The organism is Coriobacteriaceae bacterium (genome assembly GCA_025992855.1).
In the GTDB taxonomy this organism is placed as follows: domain Bacteria; phylum Actinomycetota; class Coriobacteriia; order Coriobacteriales; family Coriobacteriaceae; genus Collinsella.
In genome coordinates this window covers 1,596,693-1,612,747 of the sequence record DAJPGB010000001.1, presented here as the reverse complement: position 1 = coordinate 1,612,747, position 16,055 = coordinate 1,596,693, and the positions used below count along the sequence as shown (strand labels likewise).

18 protein-coding genes and 1 tRNA gene are annotated in these 16,055 nt (G+C 50.7%); 3 read left to right on the top strand and 16 right to left on the bottom strand.

Annotation, left to right across the window (positions count from 1 at the left end; translation table 11 throughout):
- Window positions 1-42: 42 nt before the first annotated feature.
- The 14 genes from OIL88_06815 to OIL88_06750 form a co-directional block, all read right to left on the bottom strand.
- A tRNA-Val gene (locus OIL88_06815) sits at window positions 43-117 on the bottom strand.
- Window positions 118-256: 139 nt separating this feature from the next.
- Window positions 257-1,045 (bottom strand): DUF3825 domain-containing protein, encoded by a 789-nt coding sequence (locus tag OIL88_06810; protein HJI72073.1) that lies wholly within the window; start codon window positions 1,043-1,045, stop codon window positions 257-259.
- A 45-nt stretch (window positions 1,046-1,090) separates the two neighbouring features.
- Window positions 1,091-1,603 carry a Fic family protein gene (locus OIL88_06805; GenBank protein ID HJI72072.1) on the bottom strand — a complete coding sequence of 171 codons (513 nt, stop codon included), beginning with the start codon at window positions 1,601-1,603 and terminating at the stop codon, window positions 1,091-1,093.
- Window positions 1,604-1,799: 196 nt separating this feature from the next.
- Window positions 1,800-2,489 carry a helix-turn-helix domain-containing protein gene (locus tag OIL88_06800; protein HJI72071.1) on the bottom strand — a complete coding sequence of 230 codons (690 nt, stop codon included), beginning with the start codon at window positions 2,487-2,489 and terminating at the stop codon, window positions 1,800-1,802.
- Window positions 2,470-3,138: a DUF3990 domain-containing protein gene (locus tag OIL88_06795; GenBank protein ID HJI72070.1), complete on the bottom strand. Its 669-nt coding sequence runs from the start codon at window positions 3,136-3,138 to the stop codon at window positions 2,470-2,472. Before OIL88_06795 ends, OIL88_06800 begins: the two co-directional genes overlap by 20 nt.
- Before the next feature lie 198 nt (window positions 3,139-3,336).
- The gene (locus OIL88_06790) at window positions 3,337-3,636 is read right to left on the bottom strand and encodes a nucleotidyltransferase domain-containing protein (GenBank protein HJI72069.1); all 300 of its coding nucleotides are present in this window, start codon (window positions 3,634-3,636) and stop codon (window positions 3,337-3,339) included.
- The gene (locus OIL88_06785; protein ID HJI72068.1) at window positions 3,623-3,943 is read right to left on the bottom strand and encodes a hypothetical protein; all 321 of its coding nucleotides are present in this window, start codon (window positions 3,941-3,943) and stop codon (window positions 3,623-3,625) included. The genes OIL88_06790 and OIL88_06785 overlap by 14 nt, the downstream gene beginning before the upstream one ends.
- Before the next feature lie 307 nt (window positions 3,944-4,250).
- Window positions 4,251-5,018: a hypothetical protein gene (locus OIL88_06780; GenBank protein HJI72067.1), complete on the bottom strand. Its 768-nt coding sequence runs from the start codon at window positions 5,016-5,018 to the stop codon at window positions 4,251-4,253.
- Window positions 5,019-5,554: 536 nt separating this feature from the next.
- Window positions 5,555-6,649 (bottom strand): hypothetical protein, encoded by a 1,095-nt coding sequence (locus OIL88_06775; protein HJI72066.1) that lies wholly within the window; start codon window positions 6,647-6,649, stop codon window positions 5,555-5,557.
- A gap of 249 nt (window positions 6,650-6,898) precedes the next feature.
- Window positions 6,899-7,507 (bottom strand): hypothetical protein, encoded by a 609-nt coding sequence (locus OIL88_06770; GenBank protein HJI72065.1) that lies wholly within the window; start codon window positions 7,505-7,507, stop codon window positions 6,899-6,901.
- A 12-nt stretch (window positions 7,508-7,519) separates the two neighbouring features.
- Entirely contained in the window at window positions 7,520-8,464 is a 945-nt protein-coding gene (locus tag OIL88_06765; protein HJI72064.1) for a hypothetical protein, read from the bottom strand.
- A gap of 159 nt (window positions 8,465-8,623) precedes the next feature.
- Window positions 8,624-9,190, bottom strand: coding sequence for a hypothetical protein (locus OIL88_06760; GenBank protein ID HJI72063.1), 567 nt, complete (start codon window positions 9,188-9,190; stop codon window positions 8,624-8,626).
- A gap of 11 nt (window positions 9,191-9,201) precedes the next feature.
- Entirely contained in the window at window positions 9,202-9,987 is a 786-nt protein-coding gene (locus OIL88_06755; GenBank protein HJI72062.1) for a hypothetical protein, read from the bottom strand.
- A gap of 136 nt (window positions 9,988-10,123) precedes the next feature.
- Complete coding sequence (locus tag OIL88_06750) at window positions 10,124-10,768, bottom strand: hypothetical protein (protein HJI72061.1); 645 nt, start codon at window positions 10,766-10,768, stop codon at window positions 10,124-10,126.
- Between the two features lie 7 nt (window positions 10,769-10,775).
- Between OIL88_06750 and OIL88_06745 the strand changes: the two genes are divergently transcribed.
- The gene (locus tag OIL88_06745) at window positions 10,776-11,426 is read left to right on the top strand and encodes an IS1595 family transposase (GenBank protein HJI72060.1); all 651 of its coding nucleotides are present in this window, start codon (window positions 10,776-10,778) and stop codon (window positions 11,424-11,426) included.
- Window positions 11,427-11,489: 63 nt separating this feature from the next.
- Here the strand turns inward: OIL88_06745 and OIL88_06740 are convergent, their stop codons facing one another.
- The gene (locus OIL88_06740) at window positions 11,490-12,131 is read right to left on the bottom strand and encodes a hypothetical protein (GenBank protein HJI72059.1); all 642 of its coding nucleotides are present in this window, start codon (window positions 12,129-12,131) and stop codon (window positions 11,490-11,492) included.
- A gap of 398 nt (window positions 12,132-12,529) precedes the next feature.
- On the opposite strand from OIL88_06740, the gene OIL88_06735 reads away from it, so the two are divergent.
- Entirely contained in the window at window positions 12,530-12,679 is a 150-nt protein-coding gene (locus OIL88_06735) for a hypothetical protein (GenBank protein ID HJI72058.1), read from the top strand.
- 9 nt (window positions 12,680-12,688) lie between these two features.
- Window positions 12,689-12,922 (top strand): hypothetical protein, encoded by a 234-nt coding sequence (locus tag OIL88_06730; GenBank protein ID HJI72057.1) that lies wholly within the window; start codon window positions 12,689-12,691, stop codon window positions 12,920-12,922.
- Between the two features lie 552 nt (window positions 12,923-13,474).
- Here OIL88_06730 and OIL88_06725 read toward each other — a convergent pair.
- Window positions 13,475-15,889 (bottom strand): hypothetical protein, encoded by a 2,415-nt coding sequence (locus OIL88_06725; GenBank protein HJI72056.1) that lies wholly within the window; start codon window positions 15,887-15,889, stop codon window positions 13,475-13,477.
- Window positions 15,890-16,055: the final 166 nt, after the last annotated feature.

Sequence of the window (16,055 nt, the reverse complement as noted above, 5' to 3'; positions counted from 1 at the left end):
GAAAAAGGTCAGAGGCACAACACCTCTGACCTGTGCTTTAGATGGTGGGCGATACAAGATTCGAACTTGTGACCCCATCCGTGTGAAGGATATGCTCTACCCCTGAGCCAATCGCCCGTCGCCTTTCGGCAAAAGAGATACTATCATAGCCGCGCGTGGTTTACCAAGAACTTTTTGGCCTCGATTTTAAATTCGTGGGTGCTAGCCAAGCGAAAACAGCCAAAGCAATCGGCAAAACCGCAGCTTAATCATCCATTTACCGCTTTATCCACGAGGTCTCGGGACGGCAGATAAGTCGAGCATTGTTGTAGGCCATGTCGAGCGTGAGGCAGGTGCGCGCGGCGTAGAAACCGTCCTCGCGCTGGATGGTTAGCGCCAGCTCGGGCTTGTCGCCGGTCAGACACAGCGGCAGCAACAGTTGGATCCGGCCGCCGTAGAACTGCGGCACCGCGAGCGTGTAGATGGCTGCAGCGCGGCGGGCGGCCTCGACGACGGCTCCCTCAAAGGCGCGGCGCAGCAACAGCGAGTTGCCCTCCCCCATCAGGCTAGCGGGAATACGCGTGAGGTTCTCCTCATCGCCCAGAATGTGGTCGATGTTGGAGTGGATGGGCAGGCGGTAGTCAAAGACCAGCTCGGAGGGGTCCTCGGCAAAGCGCACGCGGCACGGCAGGTACTCAAACGAGACCAGCATGGGGTCGCTCTCCTTAAAGAAGCCCTTCAAAAACCAGCGCTGGCGCGCATCGGGCTTGGTGTTGGGCTCAAACAGACCGTAGATGGTCTCGTAGCGGCGCGTGTACAGGCCGGTGTTGAATAGGCAGCGATCATCGTCGAACACCAGAGGCAGGATGGACGGCGCGGTCTGGTCTACGTCACGCTCGGTCAGGAACACCGCGCGGCTAAACGAGAACGACAGGTAGTTTTTGAGGATGCGGTTACTGGGACCCCAGTCCTCGGGGTCGGCGAGATCGACCAGACGGTCGTAGCAGGGCTCGGGGCAAAACGCAAAGTCGTAGACATTGCTGCACAGGGTGCTAGGGAGTTCCATGTGGCGTCCAATCCATTCAATAACCGGCATGCGGATGCTTAGATTCTATACGAGCGACAGATCGCCCGTGCCCGCAACGAATCCGCAGCGCAGCTCTTCGGCTAGCTCGCTGTTCGTGCGGCGACTGGAAACGAGGTCCTGGATCCAGGCGTAGTACTGGTTGTCTTTTGGTTCGGGGCTGTCAGACAGCACGACCGGAGTGCCTGCGAACCTTAAGACGGACAACGCAAAGACAAGGCTGGTTCGTTTGTTACCGTCTTCAAAGATGTGGTCCTTGACCATGTGCTCGGCCACGTAGGTGACCTGGTCAAAGATGTCTGCGAAGCGATCGGCCGGCGATTGACCGAATATCGTACAGAATGCACCCGCAAGCACGGACTCGACTCGTCCAAGCTCAAGCGCGGCCCGGTCGCCTGTGGCGTCGGTTGTATAGCAGCGCCCGACCGTCATCAGCGTGCTGTGCAGGCGCATCACGGCCGCGGCCATATCTTCGAGCGAACCGGCATCATCGAGCACGAGCGGCGCGAACGGTTGCGCTCCCCGCTTCGTGTCCGCCATCATGAGTTCTCCAAGAGCCTGAGCGCGTTGGGCATGTACGAAATGGTTAGCCGAATAGCTTCGTCGATTGACGTGGTGCCGCCGAGCAAAATCGGTGATGCTGAATTTGCCACGTGCGCAGTTGAATGATCATCTTGAGCAACGCAATCAGCGCCGTCATCTTGTTGAACATAGCTCCAAGGCATGTCTGACTCCTCTATAGCTTTACAGACGAAATAGCCTGCGAGTCGTACTCCAGAGCAATCGGTTGCCAGACGAGGTCTTCGATGGTGCAGTTTAGGGTGTCTGCAAGCGCCAATGCCGAGGAAACCGAGGCGCGGCGTAGGTCGAGCTGGTTCTGCTCGTAGAGTTGTATGGCGCGAAGCTTAACCCCCGATTGGGCGGCGAGCTGTTTTTGCGTTAGTCCGGCAGCCTTTCGTGCCGCCTTGAGGCCTTTTTTGTCTGCCTGGGCGTTGTTCCATTTTTCGATGACAATCTGGGCGAATTTATCTTCTGAGGCCTCGTGGAGTGGATGGTACGAGCCGATGATCCAATCGAGCGGAGCGACTTCGAGTAGCTTATTAAAGCCCAAGCTGCTCATCCATTGCGTATAGGCCATAACCCACCCCGCCCAATACTGAGGCGAACGGTCGAAAGGATAGGTCTCCCTGCATTTGACGGGGGTCAGTCCCGCATGGGCGATAATATCGCGCGCGAGCTCGTCGCCCGCCATGCCGCAGACGACGCGAGGCATACCGCGCTCAAACTGTTTCATCTCAAGAGCGTTCGACAGGATCGCCGTCAACTCGGCTGGAGTCAGCCCTTGGTCACAGAGAGCAAAATCGACCGCCTCGCCCAGCGTTCTCATTGCATCCTCGAGATACATCTCACTGTAGGCGTGGGTCATCGCCCGTCATCCCCTTTCGAATGATATCGACGATACGGATTCCCTCAAACGGGTTTTCGGCAAGAAGCTCCCGATACTGCGCCCTTGCCGCTTCATCTCGCTCCTTGGCCAATGGACCATACAGAGCTTGCGGCGCACGATCAAATCCAGCAAAACGAATGCTCTTAAACGCTCGCTCGCTTTTGAGCATGATCTGCTCCCCCAGGTTGCCAAGCCTCATAGATCGACCAAGTTGCTCAACGGTGATCGTATTGTTCACAAATGCCCTGGCATAGCTAAAGTACGAGTCGTCCGCACGCCATCCTCTAATCACATCATAGGCTTCAGTATCCGGTAAAAACTGATCGTGGAGATATTCGCACGCCCCTACGGCAACGGCAGTATCTTTACGAAAAGACCGATGCTCTATGAGCAACGCTATCCAATGCATGACGCTATATTGCGGCGATAGCAGGTCGAGGATATTAAGATCGGTCATATCGAGTTCATATCTATTTGCAAAACCATCGACATCCCGAGAGCATGCCCATTCCTTTGCAAGGTTGAGGTTCTCTGTGCAATAGAATCCCTGTCCATAGTCGTTATGGACTTTCCCCAGACCAAGCTGGGGAGCCTTAATGATTTTCTGAGAACCATGCCATAGTTCCACGCGAGTCTCCTAACAGGTATCGCCCTAGCGATAGTATAACATACTATCGCTAGGGCGATACCTGTATTCAAATAGCAAGAGGGTGTCTGGAACCGAGTTTGAGTTCAATACTTGCTTCTAAGGCTCGCCGAGTTCGGAAGTATGCGACAAAATTCAGACTTGCTGATCATGCCGGAGCACACTAACGCCTCGTCCTGCTTACAGAGCTTCATAGACACGCACCTCATCTTGCTCGATACTTTTGTGGAATGCCGGGCGCATGTGCTCTGGCGGGTTGGTGACGATATCAACCTTTCGCCCAAGTTCCCTCTCGAGCTCATGGGAGAGTTCGTAAAGCGTGCTGAACGTCATGGTGTTGCCGCAGACTAGGCGCAAGTCAATATCGCTATCGGGCGTTTGTTCGCCTCGGGCAAACGAACCAAATAAATATGCTTCGCTGACGTCGTATTGAGCCAGCACGCGGGATACCGCGGATGATATGTAATCAAATGAAATCATGTCTCAATTGGGCGATTAACAGTAGAACGTCCGAGGGCCAGCGCCGAAACCGCCGGTCTGGCTTTTGCCGTTCTGCAAGCTCGAAGATAAACGGAGCGTTTGATCTAGCGAACTCGGTCAAAAAATCCAGATCGTCGGTAGAAAATCCTTCGACGTTGAACCATTTGGTCACAGGCAAGAAGCATTCCGCATGGTCAATGCCAAGGTCAACCGGACGCTCGACGGCTACGCGAACGGTCCCGTCATTTCTTGTCTCTGAGTAGGCAAACTGAGTGCCGTCATCAAGCTGAACATAGCTCCAAAGCATGTTTGCCTCCTTATGTTTACATCCGAGTATAATGAGCAAACTAGATGGTTTGGATGTTCTTTGTAGAACGAGTTTGTCAAAAAGACATTTTTAGAATTTATGCAGACCCTCCGAAAAAGAAGATGCCTCCAACCCAAAGAGATTGAAGGCATCTTCTCAGTGGGCTTTCTTTTGATTCCGTTGGTCGCGCCCTACGACCAATTTCTGATTTTAAGCATGTTCAGGTAATGAAGGAAATGAGTGAGATTTCGAAAATGAGTTTGGCAGAATTAGGCAGAGTCAAATAACGAATGCCTCGTGTTATTTCTTACCCTTTGTTCGGAAGCAGAAGCTTGGTATATATCTGGAAGACAGTAAGAAGAAATAGGTCTTCCATGGTCTCGATTCTCTCGCCATCGAAACCGCCGGGGCATCCGTAGTACCTATTGTTGGCCTCGTCACCAGAGCCGTAGGTTGCCGCGTAGAATGCAACGGTCGACGCGAATCGGCAGGCCTCTATCTCGGGGCTCGATTCGAATTGATAGTCATTTTTTAGATAGGAAATGGGGGCGAAGGAAGCGTCCCTCGATTCGAAGGCCTCGGAAAGGACCTTACGGATAAGGTAATCGTACCCCGGGGTACAGCTATCAGGGGGCAGGAACGAAGAGTCCAGGCACTCAGGAAGAAGGTTAACCCGAGGTTCTGGCAGTCTCTCCCCCGCATACCTTTCGAGGCTGCGAAGCACGTATTTCCCATCATCATAAAGAACAGATTCATCTTCTGGGAAGCGGTCACGGAGGACGGCTTCGACTGCGGCGATGCAACGGACGAACAGGTCATCCTCTCCCCTGACCCGCAAGTCGAGATCGCAGTATTTAAGAATCAGATTCTGCACCTCCGGCACAAGGCAGCAGAATTCCCAATACATCTTACGTGAATAATGGAAAAGATCATTGTGCATGGCGGCAACGGCGCAAAGCGGAATCAGGCCTCTGTCGGCGTAATGCTTCGAGATGAACTCAATCGCTCGTGCCTTATTCCCTTCGGCGTGTCTGCGTTCGTCTCTTTCGTCCTGGCGACGCTCGAATTCTTCCATGCGCTTACTCTGGCAAGACTGTTTCTTACCAATGATGACTGCTACAAATAAAGAGATGAACGCGCATATTAATTCAGCCCATTCGTTACACTTCACAAGATGCTCCCACAATACTTAATGGTGTTGCAATTCTATATACCAAGTAATTCTACGCATGGGACGTAGGCCTCGACCGCAACAGCTGGATATACGCAAAAGAGGGGTTAGACCATACTGCTTGCGCTATAAATGAACTCAGCGAATATAAATCCGCCTTGTGCTCGACCTGATCGTCGTATTGCGGTACTCCGTGTGCTGCTGATATTGCGTTTGGGCACCGGAACCCACATAGGTCCCGGTGCCCTTTTTGCTGTTTGTGCTCTGTCCCACCTTATTGTTTAATTCTTTTCTCCCGTATATCAACCTGGGTCTCATTGTCACGATTCAGTCCATGGTCGCGTCCGTATGGTCCCAGTCTTCAATAATTGGGCGCCTATAAACAAACAAGTAAATAACTATACCTTGCGGATGTCCCTATCTTCAAAATGGCAGCTATTTCAGCAGTGATATGCGACAGTCAGGAGCACTGTCCCCAGTAGGAAAAGCGCCACAGAGGCGACGAACCAGTTGTTGTCGCCGGTCTTGGGGAGCGCCGCAGTTGTTGCGGTGGCAGCCTTGGGCTTGGGGACTTTGGCGACCGTGGTCTTGGTTATTGTCGTTGTTGTCTTGGTTGTCGCGGCCGCGGGTTTCAGCGAGGGATTTGCCGTGGGCCCCGTGGTGGGCTCTCCGGCAGCGGGGTTAGCATCGATGGGAGACTTATCCACGCTATCGCTAGGCACAACGACCCCATCGGTCTCCCCCGACGGAGGCGTGGCCACATCGGGCTCAACCACCACATGTGGTGCCACCGCACCGGAGGCATCCACCACGCTACCAGCACCATAGACCCCGCCAGCGGGCGACATAAACCGCGCGGACACAAGCGACCCGCCCGCGCACGCAACACCGCCGTCGGCACCGGCCGCATCGAGCCACGAGGTGTCGACAGAAAGCCGACAGCTAATCGCTCCATCGCCAATGCCCGCATCCTGCAGATACACGCCATAGGCGCGCACGCCCGCTCCGGACCCTGCGCCCGCGGCAACGACGCGCCCGCCGCCGCGCACGGCCATGTCTCCTGCGATCACGCCGGCAACGGCCTCGTCCGTAATATCGGCCCCGTCTGCCCGGGCATCGACGGTGCAGCCGTCCACCACGAGCGCCTGCGAGACGTGGATCCCGTACTGCGAGCCCGTCGCCGTCAGGGTCCCGGCGCCGCGAAGCGTCAGGTTGCCCCACACCTCCATGCCACACAGCGTGATGTCCGCATCGGGCGCATGCGACTCCGTCACGGAGTTTTGCCCGGCAAGCGTCAGCGCCAGGTCGCCTTCGGCGCCGATGGCCTCGCCCGCGTAGCCGTTAAGCTCCAGGTGGTCGGCATCGGTCCAGGCCCAGCCGGGGCCCGACACGCCCGGCTCGTAGTACGTCGCGCCCGCGATAATGAGGCTCTCCGCGCCCGCGGCATAAGAAGGCCCGCCCAGCAAAACGCATAGGCAGGCCATGGCAACAATCGCAATGTAATGACGGCTGGTGTAGGACTCTGCAGCAAACATACCCGCTCCGATCTTCGAGGAGCCAATAGAATGTGCACCAGAAAATGCCCTGGTAGCAGCAATTATTTAGTTTAGCGGGATCAAGCTGAAAACAAAGAAAATGCCCCTGAGCAGCACCAAGAATTAGGTGTAAATCGTTTTGCCAGTCGGTGAATGGAAGGAGTCTCGCCACATCAATTGATGCTACGCTTACCATGATCCGCTAAATAGCGACTCGATTTATACGCCGACGATAACCTCACGGTCAAATTATAGTTTCGATGCCGCGTCGGATTGAATCTTGGGTATTCCTTCACATCCCTTTAGACAAATATATGCTCTCGTGAATGCAAAAGTATTAAACAGGAGCGATTTTGTTTCACCCACTATTCGAAACGAGAGGGCCAGATACATAAAACAGATGACCGCTTCGACATAATAATCGCAGCAAATCATAGCCGTCATTTTATAAATCGTAGCTTGGTCGAGTAGAGAGATCAAAAGACTCAATGTAAAGGCGACTGCAAATAAAACAAGTACATTCTCGTAGTAGCGAAGGTATTTCAATAGTGGGTTACCTTCTTGTGAAGCTAACCCACGAACATACTCACCATTAAGCAAGCTGAAAAAAATCGCAAAAATTGAGAGCGCTACTCCGAATAAACCCAAGAATACGTCAGTTAATGTCGTGGATAAGTTCACAATTAACTCAACGGTATTCGGGGCCTTAAGCATGTTTAGCGAAAGAACCAGGGAAATAGCTGAAACTCCAATGGAGATTGGCAGGTTTCCTTTTACGGGCTTCAACTCGCGAAGTGCGTCTCTGATTAGTTCGCCAGCGCTTCTTACTACGGCAATTTGGGAAAGACCGTCAGGCATTAAGAAACCCTTCTAAATTTTATTAACAAGCAATTCGAGGATATTGAGCGCTTTGCCATACAGGGCTGTGTTGTCCACACTTGCTTCAGGTAAATAATTGCGCTTCTTGCAGTAACTTGCAATTCTTTCGTCATCGTCAGCACTTAAATTTCCAGCACTTGGAATCTGAAGTTCAGAACCAAGTTGATTGTCAGTAATTTTAATTTTTGTGCCATCTTGTTTTTCTCCAGTTACCGTTGCTGATGCAACGCCAGAAGCAATGCTATCTTGAAAAAGATCGGAGATTCCGTTGGCTGATTTAGGAGAATTGAATGTTAAGTTTCCCGTTTTTGAGTCAACCGAATCCATTGTTGAACGTACGTACGCCAGCATCGGTGCCGGATCAATATCATTGTTTAAAGGGAAAAAGCGAAGATTAATTGACTTAATTTTCGCAAATTCCTTGATAGTCTCATCGATGCTATCGGGTAGAGGCATATTAACGATATTGATTACAGCATTAGGAAATAGAGGCAAGTCTGCTTTGGCTCTTTCCCGATTAGCCTTGCGAGTGTAGCGGTCAACAACTTTCCTCAAAACGGCTTGAAAACTCTTGAGATTGGGGCTTTGGCCTTCATTCTTGACGAGGATCATTCTATGGCTCTTGAGATAGATAATAAATCGAGAGTATGGAGCAGTTGGGATGGAGCTTGGAGAGGGAACGAGCTCATTATCGACAACGATAGTTCGCACCCTATAATGAGTTTCACGGATCAGATTTCCCGTGAGAACATATTCCGAATCAATTAGCTTCAACTCAACATCAGAGAAATAGCTGACATTATTTGAGGTATGAACTTTCTGCTCATTGCAGAACGCTGGATACAAAATGTCTTGGAAGTGAGTCAACATGGGCTCATTTTCTGGCCCATATGTAATGTTGAAATTAGCGATACTTAGTTTTTTCACTTCGTCCATTTGCATCCCTTAAATAACAAATATTGCGCGGAAACTACTGTTCCCGCGCAATATTTTAGTTCATATAGGCTTAAGGTTCGCGCCATGAAATACGGTTCATATTGCGGATGTTTGACAAATTATGCCTTCGAGTATGCAACTCAAAGAAAGGTAAAGATGCTAAACCGTCTCGTTAGCCTCATTCACCAGCCTATTGCAGATGTAAATCAGCTTTTCACTCTTTAGAATTTGATTGAAAACACGGTCGAGATCCTCATCGTCTTGAATTGTGATATTGCACGGCTCAGCCTCTTCAAACTTATAACGGTCGTAGAATTTTGCTAAATCATTAGACACGCCTCGGTCGATGGTCATGACGGCAGGGTACGACGGATCGAATTCAATGGTGAGTACCCTGAATCGATATCTATCCGAACGAATCTCGAAGCAATAGGAATTCTTCTTGTACAGGTCGTTTGCATTCAAAAGATTGACTTTTGGAGTTTGATCTACAGCACTGGCGGACGCTACGTCTTGGAATACCTTAGACATAGCGCTAAGGGCTTCCAGTGTGGGAGACAACGTTCTGTTTATGTCAGAAGGTTGAGAAAAAATACCGTTAACCTTACCGTTGGACGCCTGCGACAACAAATTGGCCTGCTCGTTGAAATACGGGACAATTCCCTTGGTTGATTTTTGCTGGGGCTGAGAGAGCACCTCTACCCAAGGGTTTTCATTAACAGCCATAAATAACCCGCCTAACTCAAATCGATATCAACTAATAACGGCAAATGATCGCTTATCTTGCTATCGGGGCGAACTTTTGCAATCAAGTCCCTATCCCCTATCCTCTTTAGATAGCTGTAAGAATTAATACGGTCCATCAATTCAGGGCTCACTAGCGCTTGGTCATAACAGTTCCAAACAGGACTGGTGCAATCCCCAGAATAGTAAAAGGAGCCATAGTTTTCCGACTCCTCCGACAACCAATGGATTGTTGGGTTATACAGAAAGGGGTATTCGTCTCCACACCACTTTCTTGTATCTTTATTCCTTAGTATTCCCTTAAATAACATTGCGTTAAACGCGTTGGGGAGAAGCATTTCTTTGTCGTAAGGATTTGCGTTTAAATCACCCATAACAATCGTCTTATTAATCGATGCCTTGTTTTCATACCCGTGAACAACATCCATCATCCTGCGGATATCCGCCAGCCTGGGTTCAGGGTCAGCCGAAGACATACGATCAACAAGATGGGCCGCGGCAACAACAAAGTAGATCTCGCCTATTTTCATCGGCAATACGGTAAACCTTGATTCCTCAAAGCAATCAAGAATCTCAATGGACTCTCGAGCAAAAACTCTGACTTTGTCACACCCACCGCGGCCCATCGGGCGATATCCAGAATCAATTAACAAGTCATCTGAAAAGTCTGTACCAAAAAACTCAGCAAAAGCAGCAATGCCGACCTCCTCCTCTCGCATGCACGTGAGGGCAAGGTCGGCATTGTCTTTCTTGTTTATGTTCCAAAAGAGCAGCTTCATAAAACAGCTCGAAGAAATCTAAGGGGCCAATACGTTATAAACCACATATTAGCATGTGCTTTGAAGGATTTGTTCCAACAAGCGCTCCAAAGCATTCAGGCCCAGCACGATACGGCTGCCTATCCTAGGGTATCAATCATTGGTCAGCAATTTCCTGGAATAGCTTGTCCGTAGTTCTGGAGACTTCCATGGAATAATTGGTATATCCAACCAATCGGTCGTCGAAAATCTCTATCGAAAAGAGGAGTAAGTCTCTCGCATATGCCTTGTCGACGACCTCTTTGGGCAATTCCATTCGTTCATTCTTAATATCCCAATCTAACAGTTTAGATAACAGGCGATGATTCGGGGACCGGAAGGACCCCGAATGCTGTGCTCTTCCCAGCCAAACAGATAATTTGCCCGAGCGCCCACCCGGTTCTTTGTTTGGCGACACTCCCTCCGGGTGGGCGTTCGGGCGGATGGTACAGATCCATATGGGAAAGCGAATCCCTTCGGGGAGTTCGTTGCGGGCCTGACAGCCGACGAGTTCTTGCCGCCCAGAGAAGCCGTCGACGAGAGGCGCTGCCGCGACGAGCTCGGGGTCGGCACGCTCGCCGCGGCCGCAGAGACCTACAGGCCCGAGCCGGAGTGCCCGGGTTGCGGCGCTCGCGGCTTCCGGAGGGACAGCTCCACCGCACTCTGGGGTCTCGAGGTGGCGCTCCTGCAGCAGCGCCACCTCCCCCACCGGTACCGTCCTCGAGCACTGCCGCAAGCCGCTCGCCACCTGGGTCTCCTTCATCAGGCTCTTGCGCCACAACGTCCCCGTCGAGTGCGCGGCCGAGCTGTGCGACGTCACCCACAAGACGGCCTTCGAGTGGCGGCACCGCGTGCTCGCCACGGTATCCGGCTACCAGGACCGAATCGTGCTGCGCGACACCGTCTGGGTCGACGAGACCTACGTCAACGACTCGGACCTCTCCAAGGGCCACGGGCAGGCGCGCAAGCGCGGCCTATCCCGCCAGAAGCTGAACATCTGCGTCGCCATCGACGTCCACAAGAACCCAGTCCCGGTCGCCTGCGGCCACGGGGAGCCCGGCTCGGCGCGGATAAGGAAGGCCATAGGAGGCAGGATAGCGCCCGGGCCGCTGCTCATCCACGACCTCGAGCGAGCCCACGCCGTACTGGTCGGGGACGGCGGGTTCGAGAGCGAGGCGCACAGTGCGGACGTCTACGAACCGGTCTACCTGGAGCGGATGGAGGTGGTGAACGACCTGTGCTCCTGGCTCAAGCGCTACCTTTGGCGCTTCACGTGGATGTCGCCCAGGAACCTACAGGCCTACCTCGACTTGTACGTTTACCTCTTCAGGGTCAACCAGGCCAGGGACAGATTGGACCCGACCGCAAGGGTGGTGTGCCCTATTTTGATGGCCGACGCGACTTACCGCAGCTTGAGATAGATGCGGTAAGTCGCGTTATCTAAACCGTTGCATTACTAATCATCCCGTAATCCATCAATTCATTCATCGCCATATAGGACCAGCTAGTTGAAATTGCCGCTGAATTGTTCCCCGCTTGTTTTGCTGACATAGAGTCTTGTATGAAGCGGCAAGAGCGCTTTCTTTTTCAAAGAGATCTTTCCGTCGATCAGGCTCATGTAACTGTTCAGAAGCCCGTTCAAGCGTCCATTGATATACCTTTGTACTCCGAGACATTTTATTTAATAGAATCTGATACTGATACATTGAAAACAAAAGGGATTGATAAGCTTCTATGAATTCGGCAATTGCTTCTCCACTCTTTCCTTTGAAGCAAAACCTCGCCTCCATGGCGAGTGATCTCATTTCATCAAGCTTTAAATGCAATTTGAGTTGATGTTCGGCATCTAACACATGATTTATTGAGGCTGAAACTGATTGCAGGTACGTGGTGTTAGTCAGCCATACAAATAGTAGGTCGATAGCCATTTGCGGTTCGTCATCCTGTTTCAAGTTCTTCGCGTTTTTTGCGTAAACGCCCATGAGTTTATCGACGGTTATCCATATATTTAAACGTCGATTGAATAGAGACTGTTTATTGCTGAGACGAGCTTGGTAACAAGAAATGAACAATGCGATGATTGCCACAATTGCTGAGATGTACTCAGGTAGATTTGTTAGATCCATTGTCTCCTCCATCACTAAATATCATTTTCTAACAGTTTAGATAACAGCTGATGATTCTGTGACCGGAAGGCCCTCGGAATGCCATACTCTTCCCAGCCAAACAGAGAATTTGCCCGAGCGCCCACCCGGATCTTTGTTTGGCGACAATCCTTCCGGGTGGGCGCTCGGGCGGATGGGACAGATACATATCGGAAGAGTGAACCCCTTTAAGCGCTCGTGGCGGGCCTGACCGCCGACGAGAGGCGCTGCCGCGACGAGGTCGGGGTCGCGGCACTCTCGCCGAGGCCGTCGCAGCCTACCAGCCGGACCCGGGGTGTCCGGAATGCGGCGCGCGTGGCGCCTGGAGGGACGGATCGACCGCCGCCGGCGTCCCGAAGTGGCGCTGCCGCTGCGGCAGGTTGCTCACCTTCCTCACTGGCGCCGTCCTTGAGCACTACCGCAAGCCGCTTGCCACCGAGGTCTCTTTCATCAGGCCCATGCGCCACAACGTCTCCGTGGAGTGCGCGGCCGAGCTGCGCGGTGTCACCCACAAGATGGCCTTCGAGTAGCGGCACCGCATGCTCGCCACGGTACCCGGCCACCAGGACCGTATCGGGCTGCGTGACACCGTCTGGGTAGACGAGGCCTACGTCACCGACACCGACCTCTCCAAGGGCTACGGACTGACGCGCAAGCGCGGCCTGTCCCGCCAGAAGCTGTGCATCCGCGTGGCCGCAGACGTCCATAAGGCCCGGTCACGGTCGTCTGCGGCCACGGGAAGCCCAGCTCGCGCGCGTGAGGAAAGCCATTGAGGCAGGATAGCGCCCGGGTCGTTGCTCATCCACGACCCGGAGCGGGCCCACGGCGTGCCGGTCAGGGACAGCGGGCACGAGAGCGAGGCACACAGGGCCGACGTGAACGACCCGGTCCACCTGGAGCGTATGAAGATGGCGAACGACCTGTGCTCCTGGCTCAAGCGCTACCTTTGGCGCTTCACGGGGATGTCGCCCAGGAACCCGCAGGCCTACCTCGACCGGAACGTCTACCTCTTCCGGTCAACCAGGCGAGCTACGGGCGGGGCCCGACTGCAAGGGTGGTGCGCCATATCCTAATGACCGACGCGACTTACCGCGACTTGGGGTAGGTGCGGCATCAACCATTATCTAAACTGTTACAATCTTCCTTATGCAGGAGGATCAACATCGTCCCGGCGCTCCTGCTAAAATCGCCGTCTTCACTGAAGCAACCCAGCCAAAACTCATCAAAAAAAGACCGTGCGTTTTACTCTGACCAACAATATCGGATGATCGAAGAAAACGAAGGTCAGTATCGAGTAGATTATGTTATGGATACTCTCGAGGCAATTACCGTTCTGAAGTTTTCGGAATCCTGAGGTGGCTCATGAATTTTTTGAGAGAAGAGCATATCGCTTTAAAAGCTGCCCATCCAAAAAATCGTCGACCGTGACATACGATCTCCTCCTGGTCTTTGCTGTCTACCTCATTCTCTACAATTGTTTCAAGCCCCTGCAGCCTTTTTAGCATCATATAGGTGCAGATCACGGTAAGTCTGTAGGCGAAAGCGACAGCTGCGGAACCTTGGTATTGACGACCATGGATGCAATCGTTTCTGATGTTATATCCGTTAGAAGAGTACATAACTAAGTAGACAAATAGGAACTCTCCGCATCCTTGGATAGTTCCCGTAAGTTCACGAACGCTTCCTATGAGGTCAGCCAAGACTCCTGATACTTCCCTAAGCTTGTTAAAGGAATCCCTATTTGCTTGGAAGGGAACAATGGAAAACATCTCTCCTATGTTTCTAATAGTATTTTCAAGAATAGGAAATAGCTGCGTAAGATGACCGAGGGTCGGCCTGTTGCCAGGATTGGGCAAAAGCTCGTATTGACTTGGAGCAAGTGTAATCACCTTGTCATAAACGGGCTCTATGACAACCATGCTGCAAACCAACTGGATATTCTTGTTGAGCTTTTCAAAGAAACCGTCAAGCATAACTTGCTCGCCAAGACGATTGATGAAGCGATAAGAACGCTCCTTGTAAACCCGTTTGACTTCATCTGCAATCATTTTGTCGATCGAGCGCGCATCATCTTCTATCATTACGTGAACGTGATTGGGATAGAATTCACTGACTGTTGTCTTGCCAAAAAGGTAAACAATTATCTTCTTAGACATGTCCTCTAAGCTGGATGAAATTGAATCATCGGAAAGTTGTAATAAAGATTGTGCAAATCCGTGGGGTGATTCTAGGAACTGCTTATTTAGCATTTTGATTTCAGTGTTTGGGATGGAGAATTCTCGCGTAAAACAATGCATTCCTGATACAACTTGACTGTAGTATTTATCTTGCCAAGTATGTCTAAGAGCAATAATTACATTTTTAGCCCAATTGTTATTTACTTCAGGGTTGCTCAAAACATCTAATAAAAACATCATTGCGGAATAGAACAGCTCCGCAGTTTCAATGTCGCTATGTTCTGCGTGCTTATAGAACAAATCGAATGCGTACGCCGCATCCTTCTGATTGCAGTACTTTGCACTTAGAGGGTTTTCAAATAGGGCTACCAAGTCGTGTGTAGTATTGACCTTCTTTAAGTTTTCGGCAAAGAAAGCTTGGCATTTCGTTTTTAAAAGACCTTTTTGTTCCCTTGTCATCGGAATTGAATGTTCCGACATATAACGAAGATCGTCGTAATCAGTACGGTCTTTTAGAAGTTCATTCATGCTTCGAAAATAAGCTGTCTGAGCTTCTTTGCATAATTTCGATTCCCTTTTTAGCTGAGTGACAATATCAATCGCTGTGCACTGAATACGGTACAACGGTTCACTATTTTTTATTATTCGCTTGGCATTATTTATGGTTAGTTCAACCAGAATGGTTTGGCTACGGGTCGAAGGAATCTCATTCCATTTCGCAAATTCTATAGACTCAAGTAAGCAAATCGCACGATCATCTTCAAAGACATCCTTTGCTTTTTGGAACATGCCTTCTGTCCATGCAGAGCTATATGACGATTCTTCACCTTCAGCAAGGCCAATCAATGGAATAAGTTTTCCATTTTGGTAAGAACTCCTAAAAGCATCGCAAAGAAGAGCCTCCTGCCATGTTTGAAATAGATCTCGATCAACGTTTCTAAAACTGAGGAAATCAGCATCAAAGTTGTCATCCATCAGTTTAATAACGCTATCGCAATTGATCGGTGCATCGACGCACTTAAAATTGTGCCGAAGCGTTGCGGCGACTAGTTCAATTCCCGTTAAATTGATTCTCCCGGTTAAGTATTCAAGCTTTGGCCATTCATCGTTTACCGCGGTAAAGTCATACAGCTGGTGGAGATTTGAATAAAAAATGGGACGGGTATCAATAAGGGCATTTCTACCAGTTAATTTATTGAAAAGGAAAGTTGCATATGACGCTACGCCAAGCATGCCGAAAAACCCAGCGTATTCGTCATAATCTTCTGGCTTGGTCATTCCGCTTCTAAGGAGAACGCAATCGTACAACTTCACCAACCACATTGATGAAATATCTGGTTTGAAATCGCCAACCAAATCGACAACGGTAGCAAGAAAAGCAAAGGGTTCATGAAGCGCTGTCAATACGCCTAGAAATTCATTTACTGAAGTGATTTCTTTGGGTGTAGAGAATCGCTCTTCAGTGCATTCAATTAGCCACTGCCAATTCGATGATTTGTTTATCCGTTCTTCTGTAAACCTAACCTTGATGTCATGTTCGTAATAACCATTCCCCTTCTCCATCTTCATGTCCTCTTTTACGTTCGATTGTTTGTACCAATTGTCATGCTAAACATATGAAATAGATAGTGCATTAGAAGTGATATTTGCTTCTAGTTACAAATGTACCGATGCTTCAACTACGATAATTAGCGCAGCAATTGAAATCGACCCCTGGGGAACTAATATT

Excerpts from the sequence above, each read along its gene's own strand:
- OIL88_06785 (HJI72068.1), bottom strand. The coding sequence starts at position 3,943 with ATGCTTTGGAGCTATGTTCAGCTTGATGACGGCACTCAGTTTGCCTAC.
- OIL88_06725 (HJI72056.1), bottom strand. The coding sequence starts at position 15,889 with ATGGAGAAGGGGAATGGTTATTACGAACATGACATCAAGGTTAGGTTT.
- OIL88_06805 (HJI72072.1), bottom strand. The coding sequence starts at position 1,603 with ATGGCGGACACGAAGCGGGGAGCGCAACCGTTCGCGCCGCTCGTGCTC.
- OIL88_06755 (HJI72062.1), bottom strand. The coding sequence starts at position 9,987 with ATGAAGCTGCTCTTTTGGAACATAAACAAGAAAGACAATGCCGACCTT.
- OIL88_06780 (HJI72067.1), bottom strand. The coding sequence starts at position 5,018 with ATGGAAGAATTCGAGCGTCGCCAGGACGAAAGAGACGAACGCAGACAC.
- OIL88_06810 (HJI72073.1), bottom strand. The coding sequence starts at position 1,045 with ATGGAACTCCCTAGCACCCTGTGCAGCAATGTCTACGACTTTGCGTTT.
- OIL88_06790 (HJI72069.1), bottom strand. The coding sequence starts at position 3,636 with ATGATTTCATTTGATTACATATCATCCGCGGTATCCCGCGTGCTGGCT.
- OIL88_06760 (HJI72063.1), bottom strand. The coding sequence starts at position 9,190 with ATGGCTGTTAATGAAAACCCTTGGGTAGAGGTGCTCTCTCAGCCCCAG.
- OIL88_06730 (HJI72057.1), top strand. The coding sequence starts at position 12,689 with ATGCTCGCCACGGTACCCGGCCACCAGGACCGTATCGGGCTGCGTGAC.
- OIL88_06800 (HJI72071.1), bottom strand. The coding sequence starts at position 2,489 with ATGACCCACGCCTACAGTGAGATGTATCTCGAGGATGCAATGAGAACG.
- OIL88_06740 (HJI72059.1), bottom strand. The coding sequence starts at position 12,131 with ATGGATCTAACAAATCTACCTGAGTACATCTCAGCAATTGTGGCAATC.
- OIL88_06765 (HJI72064.1), bottom strand. The coding sequence starts at position 8,464 with ATGGACGAAGTGAAAAAACTAAGTATCGCTAATTTCAACATTACATAT.
- OIL88_06750 (HJI72061.1), bottom strand. The coding sequence starts at position 10,768 with ATGAAGGAGACCCAGGTGGCGAGCGGCTTGCGGCAGTGCTCGAGGACG.
- OIL88_06775 (HJI72066.1), bottom strand. The coding sequence starts at position 6,649 with ATGTTTGCTGCAGAGTCCTACACCAGCCGTCATTACATTGCGATTGTT.
- OIL88_06770 (HJI72065.1), bottom strand. The coding sequence starts at position 7,507 with ATGCCTGACGGTCTTTCCCAAATTGCCGTAGTAAGAAGCGCTGGCGAA.